We start from the raw sequence: 25,424 nt of genomic DNA, 5'->3' as shown, positions 1-25,424 counted from the left end.
ACGCTCGGTACTCTCTCTCAGGTAACGACCTGCTCGATCCGCCACTGCGCGTCTTCCCGCAGGTAGCGGAACGGCGTGCCGTGGCTGTTCTTGAAGTAGCTGCCAGACAGTGCGTTTGCCATGGCTTGCATCACGGCGTCGTGGCAGACGAACAGCAGATTGTCGCCGGGATGGCGCGCAAGCCAGCCCGAGACGCAGGCCAGCGACCGCCCCGCCATGGCGTCCCAGCTTTCGCCGTCGGCCGGCAGGATCGACACGAGACCCGTCGCGGATTTGACGCCGTGCTTGATCATGAGGTCGCGGACGGGGAGGCCTTCAAAGCTGCCGAAATCGAACTCGATGATGCCGGCGTCGATCGCGAGGGGCACCGCGATCGCGTCCGCGATGATCTCGGCCGTCCGCGCGGCGCGTATCAGGGGGCTCGAGACGATGCGGCTGATGCCGAGGCTGCGCAGCACATGCGCGGCCTCGTGCGCTTGTCGCAGGCCATCGTCGTTCAGCGGGTTGTCGGTGCGGCCCTGGAACCGCCCCTCGCGATTCCAGTCGGTCGCACCGTGACGAAGGCCGTAGAACGTGCGCGCTGGCCTCGTCACTTCGACTTGCTCGTGAACTTCTTCACGGCGGTGCGGAACGCCTCCGTGTTCATCGCCATGATGATCTTGTGCTCCTCGGCATCCAGCTGCTGCTTCACCGGCGTCGTCGCGGCCTGGTAGACCAGCTGCTTGGTGCCGGCAATCGCAGCCGGCGGATTTTGCGCGAGGCGCTCGGCGAGTTGCCGCGTCGCCGCCTTCAGCTCGGTCGCGGGAACGGTCCTGGCGACCAGGCCCCATTCATAGGCCTGCTGCGCGGTGAAATTGTCCTCGGCGAGGAAGACCTGCAGCGCCCGGCGCGATCCGACGGTACCGACGATCCCGACGGTGGAGCCGCCGTCCGGCGACACCCCGATCTTGGCATAAGCGGGCGTGAACCTGGCGTCATCGGCGGCGATGCAGAGATCGGTGACGAAGGCGAGGCCCATGCCGGCGCCGGCGGCCGAGCCGTGCACGCTCGACAGCGAGAGCTTCGGCATGCGCCTGACGATCTCGATGAAGGAATGATAGTGCTTGAGCAACTCGCCGACGACAGGCGTCACCGTGCCGGCTTCGGCCGCGGCCCCGATCGTCTGCAAATCGCCGCCGGCGCAGAAGGCGCGGCCTTCGCCTTCGAGCACGACGACGCGAATGTCGTCCGCGCCTTCGAGATAGGCCGCGAGCTGTTCGAGCTTCTGCGCAATCGCAAGGTTGATCGCGTTGAACGCAGCAGGGCGGTTGAGCGTGATGGTCGCGATCGGGCCGTCGATCCGCAGCAGGGCGGGATCGTCGGGCTTGGAGATGGGAGCGGTCATCTTAAAATTCCCCGGCAGGAGGTCGAGGCTTGACTAAATCGCAGAAGGGCAGGGGTGACAATCCCCGGCCGTCGCTCTTGCGCCAGGCGGAACGATAGGTTCAAATAGGGCCGCTTTCGCCAAGGGACGGACACGAGCGCCGGCTCCTCGCAAGGCCAGCAACCACAATCAGCGAGAGAGGAGGCGGCATGGGCCAGGCTCGTGTCTTCCGGAAATGGGCTGTCCAATGACGGGCGGCCCGGTGATCATCGTCGGCGCCGGCCATGGCGGCTACCAGGTCGCGGCATCCTTGCGCCAGGCCGGCTTTTCGGAGCGCATCTGCCTGATCAACGACGAGGCGCATCTGCCCTATCAGCGGCCGCCGCTGTCGAAGGCCTACATCAAGGGCTCGGCCGGGCCGGAGAGCCTGATGTTCCGGCCGGAGAAATTTTACCAGGACCAGACCATCGAGCTGATCGCCGGCCGCGCCGCCTCGATCGACCGCGCCGCGCGCAAGCTGCATCTCGCATCCGGCGAGGCGCTGGATTACGGCCATCTCGTGCTGGCGACCGGCGCGCGCAACCGGCTGCTCGACCTGCCCAACGCCAACCTTGCCGACGTGAAATACTTGCGCATCCTCGACGACAGCGAGGAGCTCCGGCAGATCATGCCGTCGAAGACGCGCGCGGTGATCATCGGCGCCGGCTTCATCGGCCTCGAATTCGCCGCGACTGCGCGGATCAAGGGCCTCGAGGTCGACGTGCTCGAGCTTGCCCCGCGCGTGATGGCGCGCGCGGTGACGGCCGAGGTCTCGGAATATTTCGAGGCGCGCCATCGCGAAGCCGGCGTCCGCATCCATCTCGGCGTGCAGGCGACCGCGATCGAGGCGGAGGGTGGCAAGGTCACCGGCGTGTCTTTGAGCGACGGACGGCATCTGCCCGCCGATCTCGTATTGGTCGGCGTCGGCGTGCTGCCGAACATCGAGCTCGCCGCCGAGGCGGGGCTGCCGGTCGCCGCCGGCATCGTCGTCGACGAATATCTTGCAACCGCCGATCCCGACATTTCCGCGATCGGCGATTGCGCGCTGTTCGCCAGCCCGCGCTTCGGCGGATCGCTGCGGCTGGAATCGGTGCAGAACGCCACCGACCAGGCCCGTTGCCTTGCCGCGCGGCTAACCGGCGACAAGAAGCCCTACGACAGCCATCCCTGGTTCTGGAGCGACCAGGGCGACGACAAGCTCCAGATCTCAGGTCTCACCACGGGCTACGACCGCGTCGTGCTGCGCGGCAATCCCGCCAACAAGGCGTTCTCGGCGTTCTGCTATCACGGCGACAGACTGCTCGGCATCGAGTCCATCAACCGCGCCGGCGACCACATGTTCGGACGCCGCTTGCAGAGCATGGATCGTTCGATCACGCCAGAGCAGGCCGCAGACGAGAGCTTCGACCTCAAGAGCGCGCTGGCGTGAGCGCTACAAGACCGCGGCTACCTCCGCCGCCGTCGGCATCGACGGCCCCGCGCCCATCCGCTGCACGCTGATCGAGGCAGCCGCGTTGGCGAAGGCGAGGGCGGTGCGTAAGGCTGCGCCCTCGGCCAGTTGCGCCGCCAGCGCGCCGACGAAGCAATCGCCGGCGCCTGTGGTGTCGAGGGCCTTCACCGCGCGGCCGGCTACGGCAATCTCCTCGCGCCCCGCCAGCGCGAGCACGCCGCGCCTGCCGAGCGTGACGCAGATGGTCTGGTCCTCGCGGGCCTGAAGTTTTCGCGCGACGTCGATGATCTTTCCGGCTTCATCGTCGTCCGACAGCTCCGCGCCCGCGAGAAAGCCGAGCTCGGTCTCGTTCAGCACGAGGATGTCGACCAGCGCCAGCAACTCGTCCGGCATCTTCCGCGCCGGCGCAGGATTCAAGACGGTCACGGCGCCGGCCGCACGCGCGCGCCCGAAGAAAGCGGCGATCGACGGCAGCGGAATCTCGAACTGGCTGACCGCGACGTCGCCCTTCAGTAGCGGCACCACTTCGACGTCATCAGGGCCGAACAGCCCGTTCGCCCCGGGAACGACGACGATGGTGTTGTCGGCCTCCGCCACGGTGATGATGGCCGTCCCGGTGTGCGCCTCCGCCGTGTCCTGGACGTAACCGAGATCGATGCCCTGCGCGCCGAGAAAGGCCTTCAGCTCGGCCCCGAACGAATCCTTCCCCAGCCGTCCGATCAGCGTCGTCCGCGCCCCCAACCGTGAGGCCGCGACCGCCTGGTTGGCGCCCTTGCCGCCCGGGAAATACAGCACCTGCCGGCCGGCGACGGTCTCGCCGACCCTGGGATGGCGATCCGCGGTCGCCACCACATCCATGTTGATGCTGCCGGCGACGAAGACGCGCCCCATCTGACCTTAGACCCTGACCTCGAACTCGTGCCGGACCTTCGCGATATCGACCAGCGTCGGCAAGCCGGCCTCGTTGCCGAGGCGCTGGATCTTGAAGGTCGAGGCGGCGCGCGCGAAATCGAAATGCTCGCGCCAGCTTTTGCCGGGATGGGCGAGGTAGGAATAGACATAGGCGCCGTGGAAGACGTCGCCGGCGCCGTTGGTGTCGATGACGCGCTCGCGCGGGATCGGCATCGCCGGCATCACCTGCACCGTCCCTGTCTCGTCGTACCAGAGCAGGCCCTTCTCGCCCATGGTGACGCCGCCGATCTTGCAGCCGCGGCCCTTGAGATAGTCGAGCATCTTTTCCGGCGTCAGGTCCATCTGCTCGCAGAGGCGCTCGGCGACGATGGCGACGTCGATATATCCGAGCAACTCGTGGGTGTTGGTGCGCAGGCCGCCGCCGTCGAGCGAGGTCAGGATGCCCGCCTCGCGGCACACCTTGGCGTAATGGATCGCGGCATCCGGCTGGTGGCCGTCGACATGCAGCGCGCGGCAGCCGCCGAGATTGAGGATCGGGAAGGGGTGGATGTGCTCGTCGTCGCGGCAGCGGACGATGGCGCGCTTGCCGTCCTTGGGCATGATGAAGGAGAGCGAGGACTGGTTGACCTTGCGCCCATGCAGCGAGATGCCGTACTTCGCGCACATGTCCTGGAACATGCGCCCCAGCCAGTCATTGGCCGCGGTCGCGATCAAATCCGGCACGATGCCGAGCTTGGCGCAGCAGAAGGCCGCCGTCACCGCATTGCCGCCGAAGGAGACCGCGTAGTCCGAGGCCACGTGCTTCTCGTCGCCGGTCGGCATGTGGTCGGTGATGAAGACGACGTCGATATAGGTCTGTCCGATGAAGAGAGCCTGCATTGCTTGTCCGTGATGCGCTTGTGGTCCCGGCCGGCGGGATTACTCTAGCACCGGTTCCGCCCCGTGGGGACGCTGAAATTATTCGCAAAACTGCCGCCCGAAGCGCTTGAGGTCAGCATTGTGCCGGAATACGACCATCACCAGCCAATGCCAAGCCCGGACAAACGCCGTCTGTCGCGGCCCGGGTTCCAAGGTCCGTCACAGGTCCATCAAAAGGGTGCAGGATGATCACCGGTCTCGATCACATCGTCGTTCTGGTGAGCGATATCGGTGCGGCCAACGCGGCCTATCAGACGCTGCTCGCCCGCGCGCCGGCCTGGCAGAATTCCGGCGAGGGCGCCGACCGGGTGCTGTTCACCCTCGACAACATGACCATCGAGCTGATGGCCCCTCACGGCTTCAGCGTCACCGCCGACCGCATGCGCGCGCTGCTCGAGGACCAGGAAGGCGTGCTCGCCAGCCTGTGCTTTCGAGTCGCGGACATCGGCAAGATGCATCGGCGGCTGGAGCGCGTAGCCCTGAGGCCGGACCCGGTCGCGGAGGTTGAAAGCAGCGACTCCGTCACCGGCGCGGTGCTGCACTGGAAACGCACGCGGGCCGCCACCGAGCTCACGCGCGGCGTGCGCATGTTCTTCCTTGAACTGGCCGACGAACGTCCCAAATCGGTCCCGACCGACATTGCCCCGATCGACGCGCTCGACCACGTCGTCGTCACGACCGAGGATTCCGATCGTGCCGCCGCGCTCTACGGTGCGCGGCTCGGGCTCGACCTGGCGCTCGACCGCTCCCACCAGGATTGGGGCCAGCTGATGTTCTTCCGCTGCGGCGACCTCGTCGTCGAGGTGGTGCGCCGACCGGTTGCGGGCAGCGATGCCGCCCATGACCGCCTCTGGGGCCTCAGCTGGCGCGTCGCCGACATCGACGCCACCCGCGCCCGCCTGATCGCTGCCGGCCTCGACGTCAGCGAAGTCCGCAACGGCCGCAAGCCGGGCACGCGGATCATGACCGTGCGCAGCGGTACCTGCGGGATTCAGACAGTGCTGCTGGAGCGCTCGCCGAAGCCGGTGGAGTGATTCTGTCATTCCGGGGCGTCGCGAAGCGGCGAGCCCGGAATCCATTCCGCCACCGACTCTGCCGCTCAATGGATTCCGGGCTCGCGCCAAGGAGCGCGCCCCGGAATGACGGAGCACGTGTGGCCTCGTGGTCCGGACGCGGTGCGGCACGCAGCAAGGCACTCTCGTAGGGTGGGCAAAGCGAAGCGTGCCCACGCATTTTCTATGATCGAGAGAGATGGTGGGCACGGCGCAAGTGCGCCTTTGCCCACCCTACGAAACTGCGTCAGGGGTACGAGATCGTTCTCAAATGCTCGCCCCCATGATACACGCGATGGACGACCACCCAGTGAGCACCTCTTTGGCGAAGGCAAAGCGAACTCTGAAATGGCAGCGCGATCCCGAGGGGATGCGGCTGCGCATTCTCGACGCCGCCAAGCAGGAGTTTTCCGCCCATGGTCTGGCCGGCGCGCGCGTCGACCGCATCGCCGCCAAGGCCGGCGCCAACAAGCGGATGCTCTATTACCACGTCGGCAACAAGGACGAGCTCTATCTCGCCGTGCTCGAAGGCGCCTATGACAAGATCCGCAGCGAGGAGCGGGGGCTCGATCTCGAGCATCTCGATCCGCCCGAGGCCATCCGCCGCCTGATCGAGTTCACCTGGAATTACTTCCTGCGCAATCCCGAATTCCTGTCACTGCTGCAAACCGAGAACCTCGCGCGCGCAAAACACCTGAAGAAGTCGACCAAGGTCAAGTCGATGCACTCACCCTTCGTCGAGATGATCCGGACCGTGGTGCGGCGCGGTGTCGACAGCGGCGACTTCCAGGTCGCGGTCGATCCGGTGCAGCTCTACATCTCGATCGCGGCGCTGAGCTTCTTCTATCTCTCCAATTCGGCGACTCTGAGCGTGATCTTCGGCCGCGATCTCCTGGACAAGAAGGCGAAGGACGAGCGGCTGGCGCATATGGTCGGCCTCGTTCTGGCCGCGCTGACAGGGCAGTCCGCCGCGCTGTTCGAGATCGCGAAGGCGCCGAAGCAGCGCAGCGCGGTGGCGCAAACGGTGTAGCGCTCAATTCTCTCTGCTGTCATTCCGGGGCGGTCCGTAAGGACCGAACCCGGAATCTCGAGATTCCGGGTCGATGCTTCGCATCGCCCGGAATGACGATTTTGGTGTGCCGGAACCACGGCACAAAAAGCCACAGGGAAAGCTCTGGACAGTATTTATCCAACGGGTTAATTTCTCGCCATAACGAAGAAGACTGCCGGGAGTGAAAATTGGCCGAGCCCAAGCCGCAGCACGCGATTTCCAAGCTGCTGAATGCAGCCTGGGTTCGGCCGTTCTTGTTCCTCGTCTTCATCGTCGTCGCCTGGGATCTCGCCATCCGGATCTTCAGGATTCCCGCCTACCAGATCCCGTCGCCGCTCGACGTCGTCGCCGTGCTGCGCACCGAATGGCCGGAGCTGCTGCGCCAGTCCTGGCCGACCACCTATGCAACCGTCTGCGGCTTCCTGCTCTCCGCGCTGTTCGGCATTCCCGTCGCGATGCTGATCGCGGGCTCGAAAACGGTGGAGAGCTATATCTATCCGCTGCTGGTGTTCTCGCAGTCCGTTCCGAAAATCGCGATCGCGCCGCTGTTCGTAGTCTGGTTCGGCTTCGGCATCATTCCGAAGGTCATCTCGGCGTTCCTGCTCGGCTTCTTCCCCGTGGTGGTGTCGGCCGTGCAGGGTTTCAAATCGGTCGATCCCGACATGGTCGATCTCGCGCGCGCCATGCAGGGCAGCCGCTTTCAGGTGTTCCGCGCGGTGAACCTGCCGCATGCGCTGCCGGCGATCTTCTCAGGCCTGAAAGTGTCGGTGACGCTCGCCGTGGTCGGCGCCGTCGTCGGCGAGTTCGTCGGCTCCAATTCCGGCATCGGCTACGTCATGCAGCGCTCGATCGGCACGTTCGATCTGCCGACGATGTTCGCAGCTCTCGTCATTCTCGCGCTGCTCGGCGTGGTTCTGTTCTGGATCGTCGACCGGGTCGAGAAGCTGGTCATTCCATGGCATGTCAGCCAGCGCGAGGACGTCATTTTCGCGTCTTGAATCTAGCAACGGCCACCAACGGCCGAAACATAACGGCAAGGGAGAGAAGCGATGAAGCGGTGGATTGGAGCTGCATCAGTGGCACTGATGGCGTTCGCAGCCGTGCCGGCGCAGGCGGCCGACAAGGTCGTGCTGATGCTGAATTGGTACGTTTATGGTGAGCACGCGCCGTTCTATTACGGTAAGGCCAAGGGCATCTACGCGGCCGAGGGCATCGAGCTCGAGATCCAGGAAGGCCGCGGCTCGGCCGCGACCACCCAAGCGGTCGCCGCCAAGACCGCCGACTTTGGCTATGTCGACGTGCCCACCATGATGCGCGCCGCGATCAAGGGGGCGCCGGTGGTTGCGACCGGCGTGCTGCTGCAGACCTCGCCGATGTCCGCCATGGGCTTCGCCGACAAGAACATCAGGAAGCCCGAGGACATCAAGGGCAAGACGGTCGCGATCACGCCTGCGGACTCCATGACGCAGATCTGGCCGCTGTTCCTGAAGAAGACCGGCCTGAAGGAGAGCGACTTCAAGACCGTCGCCGGCGACGGCCAGACCAAGCTCAATGCCGTCATCAACGGCCAGGCCGACCTCCTGCTCGGCTACGTCATGGACCAGTCGATGAAGATCAAGGACGCCACCGGTAAGGACGTCTTTCCGATCAAGTTCGCGGACTACGGCATCAACATGGTGTCGTCGGGCATCATCGCCAACGTCGATTATGTAAAAGCCAATGCCGACATCGTCCGACGCTTCATGTCGGCGACGACCAAGGCGGTCGAGGCCGCCGAGAAGGAGCCGAAGGCTGCGGCGCAGGCCATCCTCGATGCGAACCCCAAGGGCGGCAAGATCGATACGCTGACGCAGGGCTTCGAGCTGACCATTCCGCTCTATAGAACCGCCGAAACCAAGGGCAAGCGGCCGTTCCAGGTCACCGACCAGAATATGACGGACTCCGTCAATCTGATGGTCGAATATGGCGGTCTCGACGCCAAGGCCAAGGAGAACCCGAAGGCCTTCTACACCAACGACTACCTGCCGAAGAGCGGGTCGTGAGCGCCAAACACACCGTCATTCCGGGACTCGCGAAGCGAGAACCCGGAATCTCGAGATTCCGGGTCTGGTCCTTCGGACCATCCCGGAATGACGGGGTGTATCGTCGAGTGGACTTAGCCGAATGAACCACGCAACGAAGACCGCCGACATGCAGCCCACCGCGCATCTGCGCCTGGTGTCAGACCGCGCCAGTGATGCCTCCGGCATCAGGCTGTCCGGCGTCTCCAAAACCTACCGCACGCGCGACGGCGACGTGCCGTCGCTGCGGCCGCTCGACTTTCACATCAATGACGGCGAGTTCTTCGTCGTGGTCGGCCCTTCCGGCTGCGGCAAGTCCACGCTGCTCAAGCTGATCTCGGGCCTGCTGGCGCCGACCACCGGCGAGATCCTGGTCGAGGGCGAGAAGGTGACGGCGCCGCATGGCAATGTCGGCATCGTCTTCCAGAACGCTCTGCTCTTGCCCTGGCGCAACATCCTAAAAAACGTGATGCTGCCGATCGACATGAAGCGGCTGCCGCGGGACAAGTATCTCCCCCGCGCCAGGGAGCTGTTGAAGCTGGTCGGGCTCGAAGGCTTCGAGAAGAAACTGCCCTGGCAGCTCTCCGGCGGCATGCAGCAGCGCGCCTCGATCTGCCGCGCGCTGGTGCACGATCCCAGGATCATGCTGATGGACGAGCCGTTCGGCGCGCTCGATGCGCTCACGCGCGAGCGCATGAATGTCGAATTGATGCGGATCCAGCGCGAGACCAGGAAGACGGTGCTGCTGATCACGCATTCCATTCCCGAGGCCGTGTTCCTCGCCGACCGCGTGCTGGTCATGACCGAGCGCCCCGGCGCCATCGCCGCGATCTACGACGTGCCGCTGCCGCGCCCGCGTTCGCTCGACGCGATGGCGGACCCGGTTTTCATCGAGCTGGTGCAGCGCATCCGCAAGCACTTCTTCTCGCAAGGTGCGTTGGATTAGCTGTCATGGCGTTTTCCGAGGGAGCCACGTGCACGCTGCGCTCCCTCCCCCGCCTGCGGGGGAGGGTTGGGGAGAGGGTGTCTCCACATCGGGACACTCCCCTAGAGGAGAGAACCCTCACCCGGCGCTGCGCGCCGGCCTCTCCCGCAAGCGGGAGAGGCGAGTCGCCCGTGGCCACACCAGTCGCACCAGATTCAATTCACGTCGTTGCAACACCATGTCCCACCGCCTGAAGCTGCGAGACATCGCCTTCTTCGAACGCCCCGTGCAGTTCGCGCGGCCGTTCCGCTTCGGCGCGATCACGATCAACGCGACGCCGCAGCTGTTCGTGCGGGCCGAGATCGAGGTCGAGGGCAGGGGCGTTGCGGTCGGCGCCAGTGCCGAAATGCTGGTGCCGAAGTGGTTTGACAAGCGACCGGAGCTGTCGCCGACACAGACGGTCGACGGCTTGCGCCGCTCGCTGCAGATCGCGCGCGGCCTCTATCTGGCGTGCACCGGATTCCAGACGGCATTCGATCTGCATGCCTCATGCGTCGGTGCCCAGATCGCGACCTGCGCGAAGAAGGACATTCCGCCGCTCGCTGCGGCTTACGGTCCGGCCGAGATCGACAAAGCCATTCTCGATGCGCTGCTACGCGCCTCGGGAGCAAACTTCTTCGACGGGATGGCCGGTAACATCGCTGGCATCGATGCTCGGCTTTCTACTGACCTGAGCGAGCACGACATCAGGACGTTTCTATCCAATAGGGTGCCGTTGGAACGTGTTGCCATCAGGCATACCGTTGGTCTTGATGATACCGTCGAAGGCGAGGGGGGCGTCGCCGATCAACGCGAGAACGCCGGTGCGCGCTACTTCAAGCTCAAGCTGTCGGGCGATCCCGCCGCCGATGCGGCGCGGCTTGCGCGGATCGGCAAGGAGCTCGACGCGCTCGGCCGCAACGTCAAGGTGACGCTCGATGCCAATGAGCAATACGCCGACCTCTCGGCGTTGCGTGCGCTGATCGACCGTCTCGATCACGACGCCACGCTGCGCGCGATCGCGGTGCGCCTGCTCTATGTCGAGCAACCGATGCCGCGCGATATCACGCGGCAGACGCCACTTGGCACGCTAGGCACGCGCGGCTTCATCATCGACGAGGCCGACGATTCCTACGATGCCTTTCCGGCCGCCCGGGCGCTCGGCTATCGCGGCATCTCCTCGAAGTCCTGCAAGGGTCTCTACAAATCCATCGTCAACGCGACGCGCGCGGCGAAATGGAGCGCGGGCGGCGAGCAGTTCTTCGTCACCGGCGAGGACCTGACCTGCCAGGCAGGTCTCGCCGTGCAGCAGGACCTCGCCCTCGGTGCCCTCATCGGCGTCACCCACGCCGAGCGCAACGGCCACCACTACGTCGACGGCTTTGGCGAAACGCCTCTCGCCGAAACTGCGGCCTTCGCCGCCGCGCATCCCGATCTCTACGCCGATTCCGGTCAAGGCATCCGGCTCTCCATCCATAACGGCGATCTCCTGACGGGATCGCTTCACGCAACGGGCTTTGCCACCGCGGTCCATCCCGACTGGTCGGCGCTGCGCCCGCTCGAACAGCCCAAATCACTTCAGGAGTAATTGGCATGACCACCCAACGCCTCGGCCTCATCATGAACGGCGTCACCGGCCGCATGGGGCTCAACCAGCATCTGATCCGCTCGATCGTTGCGATCCGCGATCAGGGCGGCGTCCGCCTGAAGAACGGCGACCGAATCATGCCCGATCCGATCCTGGTCGGCCGCAGCGCGGAGAAGGTCGAGGCGCTTGCCAGGCGCTTCAACATCACGCGCTGGACCACCGACCTCGATGCCGCGCTCGCCGACAAGAACGACACCATGTTCTTCGACGCCGCGACCACGCAGGCGCGCCCCGGTCTGCTGACCCAGGCCATCAACGCGGGCAAGCATGTCTATTGCGAGAAGCCGATCGCGACCAATTTCGAGGAGGCCATCGAGGTCGTGAAGCTGGCCAATGCCAAGGGCGTCAAGCACGGCACGGTGCAGGACAAGCTGTTCCTGCCCGGCCTAAAGAAGATCGCATTCCTCCGCGATTCCGGTTTCTTCGGCCGCATCCTCTCGGTGCGCGGCGAGTTCGGCTATTGGGTGTTCGAAGGCGGCTGGCAGGAGGCGCAGCGGCCGTCTTGGAATTACCGCGACGAGGACGGCGGCGGCATCATCCTGGACATGGTCTGCCACTGGCGCTACGTGCTCGATAACCTCTTCGGCAACGTCCAGAGCGTGGTCTGCATCGGCAACACCGACATCCCTGAGCGTTATGACGAGCAGGGCAGGAAGTACAAGGCGACGGCGGACGACTCCGCCTACGCCACGTTCCAGCTCGAAGGCGGCATCATCGCCCACATCAACATGTCCTGGGTGACGCGGGTCTATCGCGACGATCTCGTCACCTTCCAGGTCGACGGCACGCTCGGCTCGGCGGTCGCGGGTCTTTCCGACTGCATGATCCAGGCGCGGCAGGCAACGCCGCGGCCGGTGTGGAATCCCGACGAGAAGCGGCTGCACGATTTTTACGGCGACTGGCAAAAGCTGCCCGACAACGTCGCCTACGACAACGGCTTCAAGGAACAGTGGGAGATGTTCATCCGCCACGTCTACGAGGACGCGCCCTACAAGTTCACGCTGCTCGAAGGCGCCAAGGGCGTGCAGCTCGCCGAATGCGCGCTGAAGAGCTGGAAGGAGCGGCGGTGGATCGACGTCGCTCCGATCAAGGTCTGAGGAGGAGCGCATGAACAAACCCGTCCAACCTATGTCATCCCTATCGCTGAAGCTGCCGAAGGCCGATCGCTCCATCGAGACCTACCGGCTCGCGGCCTCACGCACGTTCCCCGCCAGGCTCGAAGGGCCGCTGAACCGCATCGCCTTCTCGGCCGTGCACACGGTCGCCGATCCCTTCGCCGACAACGATCCGTGGCTGTCGGCCGCCGTCGACTGGGACAAGACCATCGCCTTCCGCGAGCACGTCTGGGACCTCGGCCTCGGCGTTGCCGAAGCCATGGACACCGCGCAGCGCGGCATGGGGTTGGACTGGCCGACCTCGCTGGAGTTGATCACGCGCTCGGTCGGCGCCGCCAAGCGCCGCAACGCGCTGGTGTTCTCGGGCGCCGGCACCGACCATCTCGCGGTCGAGGATGCCAAAAACCTCGACGACGTCATCCGTGCCTATGAGGAGCAGATCTCGGCGGTCGAGAAGGTCGGCGGTCGCATCATCCTGATGGCCTCGCGCGCCCTGGCGAAACTCGGTCGCAGCGCCGACGATTACGCCAAAGTCTATGACCGCGTGCTCTCGCAGGTCCGTGAGCCCGTCATCATCCACTGGCTCGGCGACATGTTCGATCCGGCTCTCGCGGGCTATTGGGGCACCCGGGATCTCGACAAGGCGATGGATACGGCGGTCGCCGTCATCAATGGCAACGCCGCCAAGGTCGACGGCGTCAAGGTCTCGCTGCTCGACAAGCAGCGCGAGATCGACATGCGCCGTCGCCTCGACAAGCGGATCAGGATGTATACCGGCGACGATTTCAATTACGCGGAGCTGATCGCCGGCGACGAACAGGGCTTTTCCCATGCGCTGCTCGGCATCTTCGATGCCATCGCGCCGGCGGCGTCCTACGCGTTGTCGAGATTGGCTGCGGGCGACGAGGCCGGCTTCCACGACGTGCTGGGCCCGACGGTGCCGTTGTCGCGGCATATCTTCAAGGCGCCGACCCGGTTCTACAAGACCGGCGTCGTGTTCATGGCCTATCTGAACGGCCATCAGGACCATTTCACCATGGTCGGCGGACAGGAGAGCACGCGCTCCACGCTGCATCTGGTCGAGCTGTTCCGTCTGGCCGACAAGGCCGGCCTGCTCGCCAACCCTGAACTCGCGACGCAGCGGATGAAGACCGTGCTCGCCACCCACGGTATCGAATCCTGATGCGCGATTTTTCGTCCGACCACCGCTGGCTGTCGCTGAACACGGCGACCGTCCGCAAGCAGGGTGACCTCGTCGCGATCGTCGAGGCCTGTGCCAGACACGGCATCCGCGCCATCGATCCCTGGCGCGACCAGGTCGCGACCGTGGGACTGGAGCGTGCCGCGCGCGCGGTGCGCGAGGCCGGCCTCGAACTGTCAGGCTATTGCCGTGGCGGCATGTTCACTTCGGACGCCTCGCGCCGGGGCGAGGTGCGGGACGACAACAGGCGCTGCGTCGACGAGGCCAAGGCGCTGGGCGCGCCCTGCATCGTCCTCGTCGTCGGCGGACTGCCGCAATATTCGCGGCCGGGCAGCGAAGCCTCGAAGGACATCGTGGCGGCGCGGGAGCAGGTCGAGGAAGCGCTCGCCGAGATGCTCGACTACGCCCGACAGGCGAAGCTGCCACTGGCGATCGAGCCTTTGCATCCGGCCTATGCGGCGGACCGCGCCTGCGTGAACACCACGAAGCACGCGCTCGACATTTGCGACCGGCTCGACCCTGATCGCACCGGCATGCTCGGCGTCGCGCTCGACGTCTATCACATCTGGTGGGATCCGGAGCTGATGGGCCAGATCGCGCGCGCCGGCCTGGATCGCCTGCTCGCGTTCCACGTCTGCGACTGGCTGGTGCCGACCAAGGACATCCTCAACGACCGCGGCATGATGGGCGACGGCGTCATCGACATCAGATCGGTGCGCCAAGCGGTCGAAGCACAGGGCTTTGCTGGCTATTCCGAGATCGAGATATTCTCAAACGATTGGTGGGACAAGCCGATCGACGAAGTGCTCGCCACCTGCATCACGCGGCACAAGACGGTGGTGTAGGTATTTACACACCTTGCGCCAGTGTCGCTGATATGCCCGACATATCAGCTCGTTGGTCGACGCCGCCGACACCCGCCTCTGATGCCAGTCTACTGTGCATGGGGTTGTTTTTGCAGTTTCGTTTTCAAGCCCCTCACCCGATCGAGCAGGGCACACTCAGAAAGCCGCGGAACCGGACCCGTCCGCCCCGGATGGGCGACCCGCTCACGGCATAGTTCGGGAAGCGCGCCAGAAAGCGGGAGATCGCGATCGCGCCTTCCAGCCGCGCCAGCGCCATGCCGGCGCATTGATGCGCGCCGGTGGCGAAGGCGAGGTGCCGGTTCGGGGTGCGCGCGATGTCGAAGGTTTCCGGATTAGGAAACTGCGCGGGGTCGCGGTTGGCCGCGCCGATGCACAGCGTCACCGAGGTGCCGGCCTCGAGCATGACGCCGCCGAACTCCACCTTCTCGGTGGTCATGCGGTTGCCGAGCTGGTTCGAGCTTTCGTAGCGCAGCATCTCCTCGACGGCGGTCTTGATCATGTCAGGATTGTCGATCAGGCGCCGTTTCTGGTCGGGATGGCGGTCGAGCGCCACGAGGCCGTTGCCGATCAAATTGGTCGTGGTCTCGTGGCCGGCATTGAGCAGGAAGATGCAATTGTGCAGCAGCTCCTTCTCGGTCAGCCGCTCGCCGTTCTCCTCTCCCTGGATCAGCCGCGTCAGCACGTCACGATCAGGGTTGCCGGGCTTGGCGCGCCGGCGAGCGACCAGCGTTTCGAGATAGGCCAAGAAGTCTTGCACCGCCTTGTTGCCGCGCGCGGCCGCGTCGGGCGAGACCACCGGTTCGAGCGCGCCGAGGATCGCCAGCGACCAGTCGCGCAGCGGCCCGCGCTCGTCATGGGGCACGTCGAGCAGATTGCCGATCACCTCGATCGGGATGGAGGCCGCGAAATCCTCGATCAGCTCGCAATGGCCTTTTGCCGCGATGGCATCGAGCAGGCCGTCGACCAACTTGACGAGATCGCCCTCCATGCCTGCGATCGCCCGCGGCGACAGCGCGCCCATGATCAGGCGGCGCACGCGGGTGTGCGACGGCGGATCGTTGAAGACGAGGCTGGTGGTGTGATGCTCGTAGAGCGGCGTGTCGCCGTATTTCGGCGCGAACTCGCGCTTCTTGTCCGAGCTGAAGGATTTCGTGTTCTTGTAGGCCGTGACGAGGTCATCGTACCGGGTCAGGAACACGGTGCCATTGCGCAGGCGCTTGACCGGCTCGTTCTCCCGCAGTGCACGATAGGTCGGGTAGGGGTCGTCGTAGAATTCCGGCGTCAGCTTCTCGAGATCGAAGCTGGTGGCCAGCGCCTTCGCATCTGCGTTCATCCCGTTATACTCGCCGGTTAATGCCGATATGCCGTTTTTGTTGTTCTGGTCGGCGCATGCATGCGTCTACAGTCTTCGCATCTTGCTAGCCGACCGGACGGGAAAATGCACGCACGCACTGACGCTGCCGACACGACGCCGAGTTGGCCCGATGATATCTTCGCGACCTTGCAGCGCTTCGACGTCCGGCAGGTGCCGTATGTCCCCGACGCCGGGCACTCCAGGCTGATCCAGCGTGTGCTGGACTCCTCGACGATGCGCGGCATTCCGTTGACGACGGAGGAGGAAGGCGTGGCGCTGCTCGCCGGCGCCTGGGCCGGGGGACAGCGCGGCGTGCTGCTGATGCAGTCGAGCGGCGTCGGCAATTGCATCAACATGCTGTCGCTGATTCCGATCCTGCGCTTTCCGTTCCTCACGCTGGTGACCATGCGCGGCGAGTGGGGCGAGTTCAATCCGTGGCAGGTGCCGATGGGCTCGACCACGCAAGGCGTGTTCGAATTGTCGGGTGTCCAGGTGCTGCGCGCCTCCAATGCAGCCGAGGTGCCCGCCGTGCTCGAAGCGGCGGCGGCTCAGGCCTACAACGCGCTCACCCCCACCGCCGTCCTGTTGTCGCAGCGCCTGATCGGCGCCAAGGTTTTCACCAAATGAGCAAAGCCAATCTCCTCGACCGCCGGCAGGTGGTGTCCACGCTGCTCGCCGACCGCAAGGACGTCGTCGCGATCGGCGGCCTGGGTGCGTCCACCAACGACATCTGCGCGGCCGGCGACCACGCCCGCAATTTCTATCTGTGGGGCGGCATGGGCGGCGCTGCGATGATCGGGCTCGGGCTCGCGCTGGCGCAGCCGAAGCTGCCGGTGCTGGTCATCACGGGCGACGGCGAGATGCTGATGGGGCTGGGCAGCCTTGCCACCATCGCCCTGCAGAAGCCGTCCAACCTCTCGATCGCAGTGCTCGACAACGAGGCCTATGGCGAAACCGGCGGCCAGACCAGCCACACCTCGGCCGCCGCAGATCTCGTCGGTATCGCGAAGGCTTGCGGCATTGCGGACAGCCGTGCCGTGACGACCCTGGCCGAGGTTGAGGCTTTCGCCCAAGCCGTCCAGGATGTCTCGGCAGGCCCGCGCTTTGCCAATGTGAAGATCGACAGCGCCAGCGTCGAGCGCATCCTGCCGACCCGCGATGGAACCCACATCGTCAACCGGATCCGCGGCGACCTCGGTTTCAAACCGATCTAGCAGGCGCTCCTCTGGAGTGGCATCAGCCCAGCGCCTGTCGGCTGAATTTCCCGTGAGTTTGCAGCGCATTCAGGTTGCGGTGCAGCAGTGCGCTTGACTTCTGCGTGGGTGAGTGCTTACTCACCGAAATGAGCTCATTGCGTATGACGAGCGACCTGAGGCGTCAATTGATCCTCGGCGCCGCAAAGCGTTGCTTTGCCCGGCACGGCTATACCGGCACCACGACCAAGAGCGTGGCGGCCGCCGCCGCTATTTCCGAAGCGCTGCTATTCAAGCATTTCCCGTCCAAGGCGGCGCTCTACGCCGAGATCCTCAGCGACGAATGCGAGGCGGACCCGGCGTTCATGGAGCTACTGGAGCGGGAGCCGTCGACCGCCACTCTCGTCGAATTGATCCGTGGCATGGTCGAACACTTCCTCCAGATCGCCGACGGTCCCGATCAGGAAGAGGCGCAGCGCCTCCGACTGATGGCCACGAGCCATTTGGACGATGGCGAATTCGCCCGTGTGCTTTATGCCAAAATCGATACGCTGATCGGGGCTGTGTTCGTCGCCTCGTTCGAGCGCGCGATTGCCGCCGGAGACGCGCGGCCCTGCGCCGGCGATCCGCTCAACCTGTTCTGGTTCGCCCATCACGCCGTGATGACGGTGGCGCTGACCAGGCTGCCGGCCACGCCTTGTCTCGCCTACGGCGAGGCGAAAGACCTGGAGCGGCAGCTCTGTGAGTTTCTCCTGAGGGGTATCGGACTTAACGACGCCGCAATTGCTTCGCATCTGGGCCGCGATCTCGCCGCGGATGCGAACCAGACGGCGATTGCAGAAAGTGCATGACATGAACGTCGTAGCTGAACACAAGATATCGGGCGAACCGATCGACAAGGCTCCCAAGCGCCCGGTCAAGCCGGTGCGCTGGTTCATCATCGTCGGCACGCTTTTGGCGCTGCTCGTCGGCGGCCTCGTCTGGTTCAATTACTTCCGCGGCCAGATGATCAAGCAGTTCTTCGCCAACAACAAGCCGCCGCCGACCCTGGTCAACGCGGCCGAGGCGAAGTCCGAGGTGGTGCCGAACCTGCTCACCGCGGTCGGCAGCCTCGTCGCGGTGCATCAGGTCGACGTTTCCGCCGACGTCAACGGCCGCGTCACCGAGATCAAGTTCGAGCCGGGTACGCGGGTCGAGGCCGGCACGCCGCTGGTGCAGCTGTTCGACGCGCCGGATCAAGGCGACCTCGCCAACTACAAGGCGCAGGCGACCGTCGCGCAGCTGTCGCTCGACCGCGCCAAGCAACTGGCCGCGCGCCAGTTCGGTCCGCAGGCGACCGTCGATACTGCGCAGGCCGCCTACGACCAGGCGCTCGCCGGCATCGCCAAGACGGAGGCGTTGATCTCGCAGAAGCTGGTGCGCGCGCCGTTCTCCGGCGATCTCGGCATGCGCAAGGTCGAGGTCGGCCAGTATCTGACGGCCGGCACCGCGATCGTGTCGCTGACCGATCTGTCCGAGCTGTGGGCCAACTTCACCGTGACCGAAAAGGATTCCGGCAGCCTCAAGGTCGGCCAGGTCGTCCGGCTCAGGGTCGACGCCTATCCGGGCCGCACCTTCGAAGGCAAGATCACCACGATCGAGCCGCAGATCTCGACCGATACCCGCAACATCCGCGTGCAGGCGACGATCGCCAATCCGGAGAAGATCCTGAAGCCCGGCATGTTTGTCACCACGACCGTGGTGCTGCCCGAGAAGCCCGCCGTGATCACCGTTCCGGAAACGGCGGTCGACTACACGCTGTACGGCGACTCCGTGTTCGTGATTGCCGAGAAGAAGGAAGAGGACGGCAAGACCAGCCTGTCGGCGGTGCGTACCTTCGTGCAGACCGGCAGCCGGGTCGAGGGTCGCGTCGAAATCGTCAAGGGCCTGAAGGCGGGCGACAAGGTCGTCGCGCTCGGCCAGCTCAAGCTGCAATCGGGCGCGCCGGTGTCGATTTCGACCGATCCGATGCCGCCGATTCCGGCGCAGCCGCCGCGCTACTGACACATGCACGCGCGTGATCCGGCCCGGCCGGATCACGTCTGTTGAGACATAGAATCGAGATCGCCGCGATGGCCTTTACCGACATTTTCATCAAACGACCGGTCCTGGCAGTCGTCGTCAGCCTGCTGATCCTGCTGATCGGCCTGCGTGCGGCGATGGTGCTGCCGATCCGGCAATATCCGAAGCTGTCGAACACGGTCATCAACATCACGACCGTCTATCCCGGCGCGTCCGCGGACCTGATCCAGGGCTTCATCACCACGCCGATCGAGCAGGCGGTCGCTTCCGCCGAGGGTGTCGACTACATCACCTCGTCCTCCGTGCTCGGCACCTCGACGATCCAGGTCTACATCAAGCTGAATTTCGATCCGAACCAGGCCCTCACCGAGGTGCTGGCGAAGACCAACTCGGTGAAGTACCTGATCCCGAGGGAATCCAACGACCCGATCGTCACCAAGACCACAGGCCAGACCACGGCCGTGATGTATCTCGGCTTCTCGTCCGAGGAGCTGTCCGGCTCGGCGATCTCCGACTATCTGACGCGCGTGGTGCAACCGGTGCTGTCGACGGTCGACGGCGTCGCCTCGGCCGACATCCTGGGCGGCCAGACCTTTGCGATGCGGCTGTGGCTCGATCCCGTGAAGATGGCGGGCCGCAATGTCTCGCCGGCGGACGTCGCTGCGGCCATCCAGGCCAATAACTTCCAATCGGCGGCGGGCCAGACCAAAGGCTATCTGATCGTCTCGAACGTCTCGACCAATACCGGCCTGACCAACGTCGACCAGTTCAAGAAGATGATCGTCAGGGCCAGGGACGGCGGCTTCGTGCGGATGGAGGATATCGCCACCGTCGAGCTTGCGGCTCAGAGCACGGACGCCAGCGTCGCCTTCAACGGTGAGCGCGCGATCTTCATCGGTGTGAACGCCACGCCGCAAGGCAACCCGTTGACGCTGGTCAAGGGCGTGCGCGCGCTATTCCCCGAACTCGAGCGCAGCCTTCCGCCGTCGATGAAGATGAAGGTGGCCTACGACTCGACCAAGTTCATCCAGTCTTCGATCGACGAGGTGCGGAATACATTGGGCGAAGCCGTGATCATCGTGATCGTGGTCATCTTCCTGTTCCTGGCCTCACTGCGGTCGGTCATCATTCCCGTCGTCACCATTCCGCTGTCGATGATCGGCGTCTGCACCATGATGCTGGCGCTGGGCTTCAGCTTCAACCTCCTGACGTTGCTCGCGATGGTGCTGGCGATCGGCCTCGTGGTCGACGACGCCATCGTGGTGGTGGAGAACATCCATCGCCATCTGGAGGAGGGCAAGACGCCGGTCCAGGCCTCGCTGCAAGGAGCGCGCGAAATCGTCGGCCCGGTCATCTCGATGACCATCACGCTCGCTGCGGTGTACGCGCCGATCGGATTCCTCGGCGGTCTCACCGGTTCGCTGTTTCGCGAATTCGCCTTCACGCTTGCGGGCTCTGTGATCGTGTCGGGCGTGATCGCACTCACGCTGTCGCCGATGATGTGCTCGGTGCTGCTGAAGAACACCGAAGAAGGCCGCTTCGCCAAGCTCGTGAACCGGGTGTTCGGCGCGATGACGCGCTGGTACGGGCGCAGGCTCGATCGCTCGCTCGACTACAAGGCCATCACCGGCCTGTTCGCGATCACGATCCTGGGTCTCGTCGCCTTCCTCTATATGCACACCTCCAAGGAGCTGGCGCCCGAGGAAGACCAGGGCATCGTGTTCGCGGTGACCAAGGCTCCGAAATACGCCAACATCGATTATCTCGATTTCTATGGCGAGAAGCTCGACAAGGAGTTCGCGAAATTCCCCGAGACCGATCTGCGCTTCGTGCTGAACGGCATCAACGGCCCGCAGGGCGGCATCGCCGGCATGCTGCTCAAGCCGTGGGACGAGCGCAAGCGCTCGGCGATCCAGCTGAAGCCGCTGGTGCAGGCCGAGCTCTCCAAGATCGAGGGCGTGCAGGCTTTCGCATTCAACCTGCCGCCGCTGCCGGGCGGCCCGGGCGGTCTGCCGATCCAGATGGTGATCAACTCCACCGCCGGCTTCCAGACGGTCTATGAGGAGATGGAGAAGCTGAAGGACGCCGCGCGAAAGAGCGGCATGTTCATCGTCTCCGACAGCGACCTCGCCTACAACCAGCCGAACGTGGAGGTGACGATCGACCGCACCAAGGCGCAGGACCTCGGCGTCAACATGCAGAACCTCGGCGCCACGCTCGCGGTGCTGCTTGGCGGTAACTACATCAATCGCTTCAATCTCGAGGGCCGTTCGTACCAGGTCATTCCACAGGTGCCTCGCGCCAAGCGGCTGTCGCCTGACTCGATTGCCGGCTTCTACGTGACCACCAATACCGGCCAGCAGCTTCCGCTGTCGACCGTGGTCTCCATCAGAACGAAAACCGACCCGAATTCGCTGACTCACTTCAACCAGCTCAACTCGGCGACGTTCTCGGCCGTGCCGATGCCGGGCGTCACCGTCGGCGCTGCGGTGGACTTCCTTGAAGGCGAGGCCAAGAAGCTGCCGCAAGGCTTCAGCCACGACTATCTGGCGGACAGCCGTCAATACGTGCAGGAAGGCAACCAGCTCGCGATCACCTTCGGCTTCGCGCTGATCATCATTTTCCTGGTGCTGGCCGCGCAGTTCGAGAGCCTGCGCGACCCGCTGGTCATCATGATCTCGGTGCCGATGGCGATCGTGGGCGCGCTGATCCCGCTGTTCTTCGGCATGGCGACGATGAACATTTACACCCAGGTCGGTCTGCTCACGCTGGTCGGCTTGATCACCAAGCACGGCATCTTGATGGTGGAGTTCGCCAACGAGCTCCAGGTCAACGAGCGGCTCGACCGCCGCTCGGCCATCGAGATGTCGGCCCGCATCCGCCTGCGGCCGATCCTGATGACCACGGCCGCGATGGTGACCGGCCTGATCCCGCTCCTGACCGCGACCGGGGCAGGCGCGGCCAGCCGCTTCTCGATCGGTCTCGTGGTCGTCGCCGGCATGTCGATCGGCACACTGTTCACGCTGTTCGTGCTGCCGGCGGTCTATGTGGTGCTGGCGACCGACCATCGCGCGGCCGCCGATTCGGAGCGGAACAAGCAGATCAACGACCTCGATCTCGACGCGAAGGTGCTGCGGCCGACCTGAGGCCGAAGCGAGACCAGCCCCAAGGGCGGCAGCGGTCATCCGCTGCCGCCCTTTTTGTTGTTCTCGGGTGAGGCCCGTCCCGCGCTTGCGAGAGACAAGGCCCGGTCTTCTTGCTAGGTTTTGCCGTGCTGGTCAGGATTTGCGCCGACGGTTCCCTGACTGGCACCTGAAGCGCCGGCTCAACGGCGCCGGGCATTCGCGTGCCACTCGAATGGGGGTCAACATGACGCGTGACTTTGCTGCCGGAAACTATCGCTTCATTCCGTCCGTGTTCCAATATTCGGCGGGCGCGGCCGCGGATGAGGGCTACGAGATCGAGCGCGTCCGCTTCGACCGCCTGGTGCCGCTCGCGGAAGGGTTTGCGCTGGCCGCAAAGTTCATCAAGGAGGCGGGCCGCCCGCTGACGGCATTCTGCGCCTGCGAGTTGCGCTCGCCGGCGGCCTTCAGCGAGGAAGGCTTTCGCGCTTTCAACCTGCACTATGTGAAGACGCTGTCGGAATGGGGCATCTTCGATGGCTCCACCAATCCGGTCGCGCGCAGCAACGTCTGTCCGGAGATCGATCCGCCGTCCGAGCCGTCATTCTACGCGTTCTCCTTCACACGCCCGACCCGATCGAACGCGCCCAGCTTCGTCATCGCCGGCGGTGCGGAGGCACGCGAGGGCAGCGGCACCTATGTCGAGCGCACGGTGCGCTACCGCGACCTCAGCCCGGAGGGACTGCGGGAGAAGGTGCGTTTCACGACGACGTCGCAGATGGAAAAGCGGATGGCGGCCTTCGGCTTCGGCTGGAAGGACACCACTGGCGTGCAGGCTTACTCGGTGCACGACTTCCACCACGCGCTGGTCGACGAACTGGTCCGTCGTGGCGCATTGCGGTCCGGTCTGACCTGGCATTTCGCCCGGCCGCCGGTGGTCGATCTCGAATACGAGATGGATTGCCGCCGTGTGCTGCGGGAAGTGGTGGTTTGAGCAGTTGACGGTGGATTTTCACCTCTCCCAAGGGGAGAGGTCGGCGCGTAGCGCCGGGTGAGGGGTTCTTCCCTCGACAGAGCTGGTCCCCTCACCCGAATTGCTTCGCAATTCGACCTCTCCCTCCGGGAGAGGTGAACAAGCCTCGCCGCTATTCCTTTGCGTCGCCTCAGCGCTGCCTTGGGTCGAGCGCGTCGCGCAGGCCGTCGCCGAGCAGGTTCAGCGACAGCACGACGAGGAAAATCGCAAGGCCCGGCCAGATTGCCATCCAGGGCGCCTGGGTGAGGAAGCGCTGTGCCGCGTTGAGCATGCTGCCCCAGGACGGCGCCGGCGGCTGCTGGCCGAGACCGAGGAAGGAGAGTGCGGCCTCGGCGATGATGGCCGCAGCGATCGAGAGCGTCGCCTGCACTAGCAGCGCCGGCAGGATGTTCGGCAAAATGTGCGAGAACGCGATCCGCCACGGCGGATTGCCGAGGGCGCGCGCGGCCTCGACATAGTCCTCGGCCTTGACGACGAGCACTTGGCCGCGGGTCAGGCGGATGAAGATCGGTGTCGCCGAGATGCCGATCGCGATCATGGCGTTGCCGAGGCTCGGCCCAAGGAATGCCGCGAGCGCAATTGCCAGGATCAGGAACGGGCAGGCCAGCATCGCATCGGTGATCCGGCTGATCAGCGCGTCGGTGAAACCGCCGCGATAGCCGGCAAGGAGACCGAGCGGCACGCCGATACCGAGCGCGATCGCAACTGAGATCAGGCCCGCGAGAAGGGAGGCGCGCGCACCGTAGACGACGCGGCTGAGGATGTCGCGGCCTAGGTCGTCGGTGCCGAACCAGTGCGCCACGGTCGGCGGCTTACGCACCAGGCTCCAGCTCGTCGCGATCGGATCGTAGGGTACGACCAGCGGCGCAAGCGCGGCAAGCAGGATGAATACTGTGATCACGACGAGCCCGAACACGGCGGCCTTGCGCTTGAACAGGCGCCGGCGCGCCCGGCGTGCCGGGCTGTCGAGTTCGTAGGCCTGCGTGGCGGGACTGGCTGGCAGGGCTGCATCGGTCATCGCCTAGCCCCTCAGTCGCGGATTCACGAGCACATAGGCGACGTCGGCAACGAGGTTCAGGGTGATGTAGACGGTGGCCGTCACCAGCACCACGCCTTGCACCACCGCGTAGTCGCGATTGAACACGGCATCGACGATGAGCTTGCCGAAGCCGGGAATGGAAAAGATCTGCTCGGTCAGCACCGCGCCCGACAGCAGTGTCCCGAGCTCGAGCGCGCCGAGCGTGATGATCGGCGTCAGCGCATTGCGCATGGCGTGCTTGAGGATGACGGAGCGCTCGGAAAGACCCTTCGCGCGAGCGGTGCGGACATAGTCGCTCTCCAGCACCTGGAGCATGGCGCTGCGGGTGTGTCGCATCAGGATCGCGGAAATTGCGTTGCCGAGCACGAAGGCCGGCATGATGGTGGCGGCGAGACTGGCGCGCCAGTCCTCGGTCAGCGGCACGTAGCCCGAGGCCGGCAGCCAGCCGAGCTTGATCGAGAACAGGAAGATCAGGAGGATTCCGAGCCAGAAATTCGGCGTCGAGATGCCCCACAGCGCGAACAGATTGGCGCCATAGTCCCAGGCCGTGCCCTTCTTCACCGCGGAGACGATGCCGGCGGGAATGCCGATGCAGAACGCGATCAGGATCGCCATCGAGCCGAGCTGCAGCGTCACGGGCAGTTTCTGTGCGATCAGCTCGCGCACCGGCATCTTGTTGCGCAGCGACTCGCCAAAATTCCCCGAGAGGACGCCTTTGAGCCAATAGGCATATTGCACGGGGATCGGCTGGTCGAGCTTGTACTGCTGGCGGATCTGCTCGATCACCGCGGGATCGCGCTCCTCGCCGGCCATCACCAGCGCGGGGTCACCCGGCAGCAATTGCTGCAGCGAGAAGATCAGAACCGACACGAAGAACAGCGTCGGTACGATCTGCGCGATCCGGCGGGCGAGGAAGTTCAGCATGGTGCGGCGTGTGCCCCGGGCGCTGCGCAACATGCGGGCTGTGCGGAGCAGCTCTCATG

General features: G+C 64.9%; 23 protein-coding genes. 16 read left to right on the top strand and 7 right to left on the bottom strand.

Going from position 1 to position 25,424, the window contains the following annotated elements; genetic code table 11:
- Nucleotides 1–17: 17 nt before the first annotated feature.
- Nucleotides 18–593 carry a histidine phosphatase family protein gene (locus AC3WLX_RS08610; protein WP_492335502.1) on the bottom strand — a complete coding sequence of 192 codons (576 nt, stop codon included), beginning with the start codon at nt 591–593 and terminating at the stop codon, nt 18–20.
- Nucleotides 590–1,384 carry an enoyl-CoA hydratase/isomerase family protein gene (locus AC3WLX_RS08605; RefSeq protein WP_492335501.1) on the bottom strand — a complete coding sequence of 265 codons (795 nt, stop codon included), beginning with the start codon at nt 1,382–1,384 and terminating at the stop codon, nt 590–592. The genes AC3WLX_RS08610 and AC3WLX_RS08605 overlap by 4 nt, the downstream gene beginning before the upstream one ends.
- Before the next feature lie 226 nt (nt 1,385–1,610).
- Between AC3WLX_RS08605 and AC3WLX_RS08600 the strand changes: the two genes are divergently transcribed.
- Complete coding sequence (locus AC3WLX_RS08600) at nt 1,611–2,831, top strand: NAD(P)/FAD-dependent oxidoreductase (protein WP_492335500.1); 1,221 nt, start codon at nt 1,611–1,613, stop codon at nt 2,829–2,831.
- Between the two features lie 3 nt (nt 2,832–2,834).
- Here AC3WLX_RS08600 and AC3WLX_RS08595 read toward each other — a convergent pair whose 3' ends face one another.
- Together AC3WLX_RS08595 and AC3WLX_RS08590 are read right to left on the bottom strand one after the other, a co-directional pair.
- The gene (locus AC3WLX_RS08595) at nt 2,835–3,743 is read right to left on the bottom strand and encodes a ribokinase (protein ID WP_492335499.1); all 909 of its coding nucleotides are present in this window, start codon (nt 3,741–3,743) and stop codon (nt 2,835–2,837) included.
- A 6-nt stretch (nt 3,744–3,749) separates the two neighbouring features.
- Nucleotides 3,750–4,643, bottom strand: a complete 894-nt coding sequence (locus tag AC3WLX_RS08590) for a sugar kinase (RefSeq protein WP_492335498.1) — start codon at nt 4,641–4,643, stop codon at nt 3,750–3,752.
- A 224-nt stretch (nt 4,644–4,867) separates the two neighbouring features.
- Between AC3WLX_RS08590 and AC3WLX_RS08585 the strand changes: the two genes are divergently transcribed.
- The 9 genes from AC3WLX_RS08585 to AC3WLX_RS08545 all read left to right on the top strand — a co-directional run bounded on the left by AC3WLX_RS08585 (nt 4,868) and on the right by AC3WLX_RS08545 (nt 14,618).
- A complete protein-coding gene (locus tag AC3WLX_RS08585) occupies nt 4,868–5,716 on the top strand; it encodes a VOC family protein (RefSeq protein ID WP_492335497.1) in 849 nt (282 codons plus the stop codon).
- Nucleotides 5,717–6,056: 340 nt separating this feature from the next.
- Nucleotides 6,057–6,764 carry a TetR/AcrR family transcriptional regulator gene (locus AC3WLX_RS08580; RefSeq protein WP_291621348.1) on the top strand — a complete coding sequence of 236 codons (708 nt, stop codon included), beginning with the start codon at nt 6,057–6,059 and terminating at the stop codon, nt 6,762–6,764.
- Nucleotides 6,765–6,973: 209 nt separating this feature from the next.
- On the top strand, nt 6,974–7,783 hold the full coding sequence (locus tag AC3WLX_RS08575) for an ABC transporter permease (RefSeq protein ID WP_291629499.1): 810 nt from the start codon (nt 6,974–6,976) through the stop codon (nt 7,781–7,783).
- 51 nt (nt 7,784–7,834) lie between these two features.
- Nucleotides 7,835–8,827, top strand: coding sequence for an ABC transporter substrate-binding protein (locus tag AC3WLX_RS08570; RefSeq protein ID WP_291629497.1), 993 nt, complete (start codon nt 7,835–7,837; stop codon nt 8,825–8,827).
- Between the two features lie 121 nt (nt 8,828–8,948).
- Nucleotides 8,949–9,791 (top strand): ABC transporter ATP-binding protein, encoded by an 843-nt coding sequence (locus AC3WLX_RS08565; protein ID WP_492335496.1) that lies wholly within the window; start codon nt 8,949–8,951, stop codon nt 9,789–9,791.
- A 217-nt stretch (nt 9,792–10,008) separates the two neighbouring features.
- Nucleotides 10,009–11,397: a hypothetical protein gene (locus tag AC3WLX_RS08560; protein WP_492335495.1), complete on the top strand. Its 1,389-nt coding sequence runs from the start codon at nt 10,009–10,011 to the stop codon at nt 11,395–11,397.
- 5 nt (nt 11,398–11,402) lie between these two features.
- Nucleotides 11,403–12,554, top strand: a complete 1,152-nt coding sequence (locus tag AC3WLX_RS08555; RefSeq protein WP_492335494.1) for a Gfo/Idh/MocA family protein — start codon at nt 11,403–11,405, stop codon at nt 12,552–12,554.
- Nucleotides 12,555–12,564: 10 nt separating this feature from the next.
- Nucleotides 12,565–13,755, top strand: a complete 1,191-nt coding sequence (locus AC3WLX_RS08550) for a dihydrodipicolinate synthase family protein (protein ID WP_492335493.1) — start codon at nt 12,565–12,567, stop codon at nt 13,753–13,755.
- Nucleotides 13,755–14,618, top strand: a complete 864-nt coding sequence (locus AC3WLX_RS08545; RefSeq protein WP_492335492.1) for a sugar phosphate isomerase/epimerase family protein — start codon at nt 13,755–13,757, stop codon at nt 14,616–14,618. Before AC3WLX_RS08550 ends, AC3WLX_RS08545 begins: the two co-directional genes overlap by 1 nt.
- Nucleotides 14,619–14,751: 133 nt before the next feature.
- On the opposite strand, the gene AC3WLX_RS08540 is transcribed toward AC3WLX_RS08545, so the two are convergent.
- The gene (locus AC3WLX_RS08540) at nt 14,752–15,972 is read right to left on the bottom strand and encodes a cytochrome P450 (RefSeq protein ID WP_492335491.1); all 1,221 of its coding nucleotides are present in this window, start codon (nt 15,970–15,972) and stop codon (nt 14,752–14,754) included.
- Between the two features lie 105 nt (nt 15,973–16,077).
- Between AC3WLX_RS08540 and AC3WLX_RS08535 the strand changes: the two genes are divergently transcribed.
- The 6 genes from AC3WLX_RS08535 to cnbZ all read left to right on the top strand — a co-directional run bounded on the left by AC3WLX_RS08535 (nt 16,078) and on the right by cnbZ (nt 23,363).
- Nucleotides 16,078–16,620 (top strand): phosphonopyruvate decarboxylase, encoded by a 543-nt coding sequence (locus AC3WLX_RS08535; protein ID WP_492335490.1) that lies wholly within the window; start codon nt 16,078–16,080, stop codon nt 16,618–16,620.
- Complete coding sequence (locus AC3WLX_RS08530) at nt 16,617–17,207, top strand: thiamine pyrophosphate-dependent enzyme (RefSeq protein WP_492335489.1); 591 nt, start codon at nt 16,617–16,619, stop codon at nt 17,205–17,207. Before AC3WLX_RS08535 ends, AC3WLX_RS08530 begins: the two co-directional genes overlap by 4 nt.
- 143 nt (nt 17,208–17,350) lie before the next feature.
- Nucleotides 17,351–18,037, top strand: a complete 687-nt coding sequence (locus AC3WLX_RS08525; protein ID WP_492335938.1) for a TetR/AcrR family transcriptional regulator — start codon at nt 17,351–17,353, stop codon at nt 18,035–18,037.
- 1 nt (nt 18,038) lies between these two features.
- Nucleotides 18,039–19,229, top strand: coding sequence for an efflux RND transporter periplasmic adaptor subunit (locus AC3WLX_RS08520; RefSeq protein ID WP_492335488.1), 1,191 nt, complete (start codon nt 18,039–18,041; stop codon nt 19,227–19,229).
- A gap of 68 nt (nt 19,230–19,297) precedes the next feature.
- Nucleotides 19,298–22,393: a MexW/MexI family multidrug efflux RND transporter permease subunit gene (locus AC3WLX_RS08515; protein WP_492335937.1), complete on the top strand. Its 3,096-nt coding sequence runs from the start codon at nt 19,298–19,300 to the stop codon at nt 22,391–22,393.
- A 223-nt stretch (nt 22,394–22,616) separates the two neighbouring features.
- Nucleotides 22,617–23,363 carry a 2-amino-5-chloromuconate deaminase CnbZ gene (cnbZ, locus tag AC3WLX_RS08510; RefSeq protein WP_492335487.1) on the top strand — a complete coding sequence of 249 codons (747 nt, stop codon included), beginning with the start codon at nt 22,617–22,619 and terminating at the stop codon, nt 23,361–23,363.
- Between the two features lie 169 nt (nt 23,364–23,532).
- Here cnbZ and AC3WLX_RS08505 read toward each other — a convergent pair whose 3' ends face one another.
- Together AC3WLX_RS08505 and AC3WLX_RS08500 are read right to left on the bottom strand one after the other, a co-directional pair.
- Nucleotides 23,533–24,420, bottom strand: coding sequence for an ABC transporter permease (locus AC3WLX_RS08505; RefSeq protein WP_291624244.1), 888 nt, complete (start codon nt 24,418–24,420; stop codon nt 23,533–23,535).
- A gap of 3 nt (nt 24,421–24,423) precedes the next feature.
- On the bottom strand, nt 24,424–25,365 hold the full coding sequence (locus tag AC3WLX_RS08500) for an ABC transporter permease (RefSeq protein ID WP_492335936.1): 942 nt from the start codon (nt 25,363–25,365) through the stop codon (nt 24,424–24,426).
- Nucleotides 25,366–25,424 lie beyond the last annotated feature (59 nt).

Source organism: Bradyrhizobium sp. FW305-F6, from assembly GCF_058782905.1.
The sequence above is the reverse complement of the archived record's forward strand: the minus strand, read 5'-3'. Positions and strand labels throughout refer to the sequence as shown.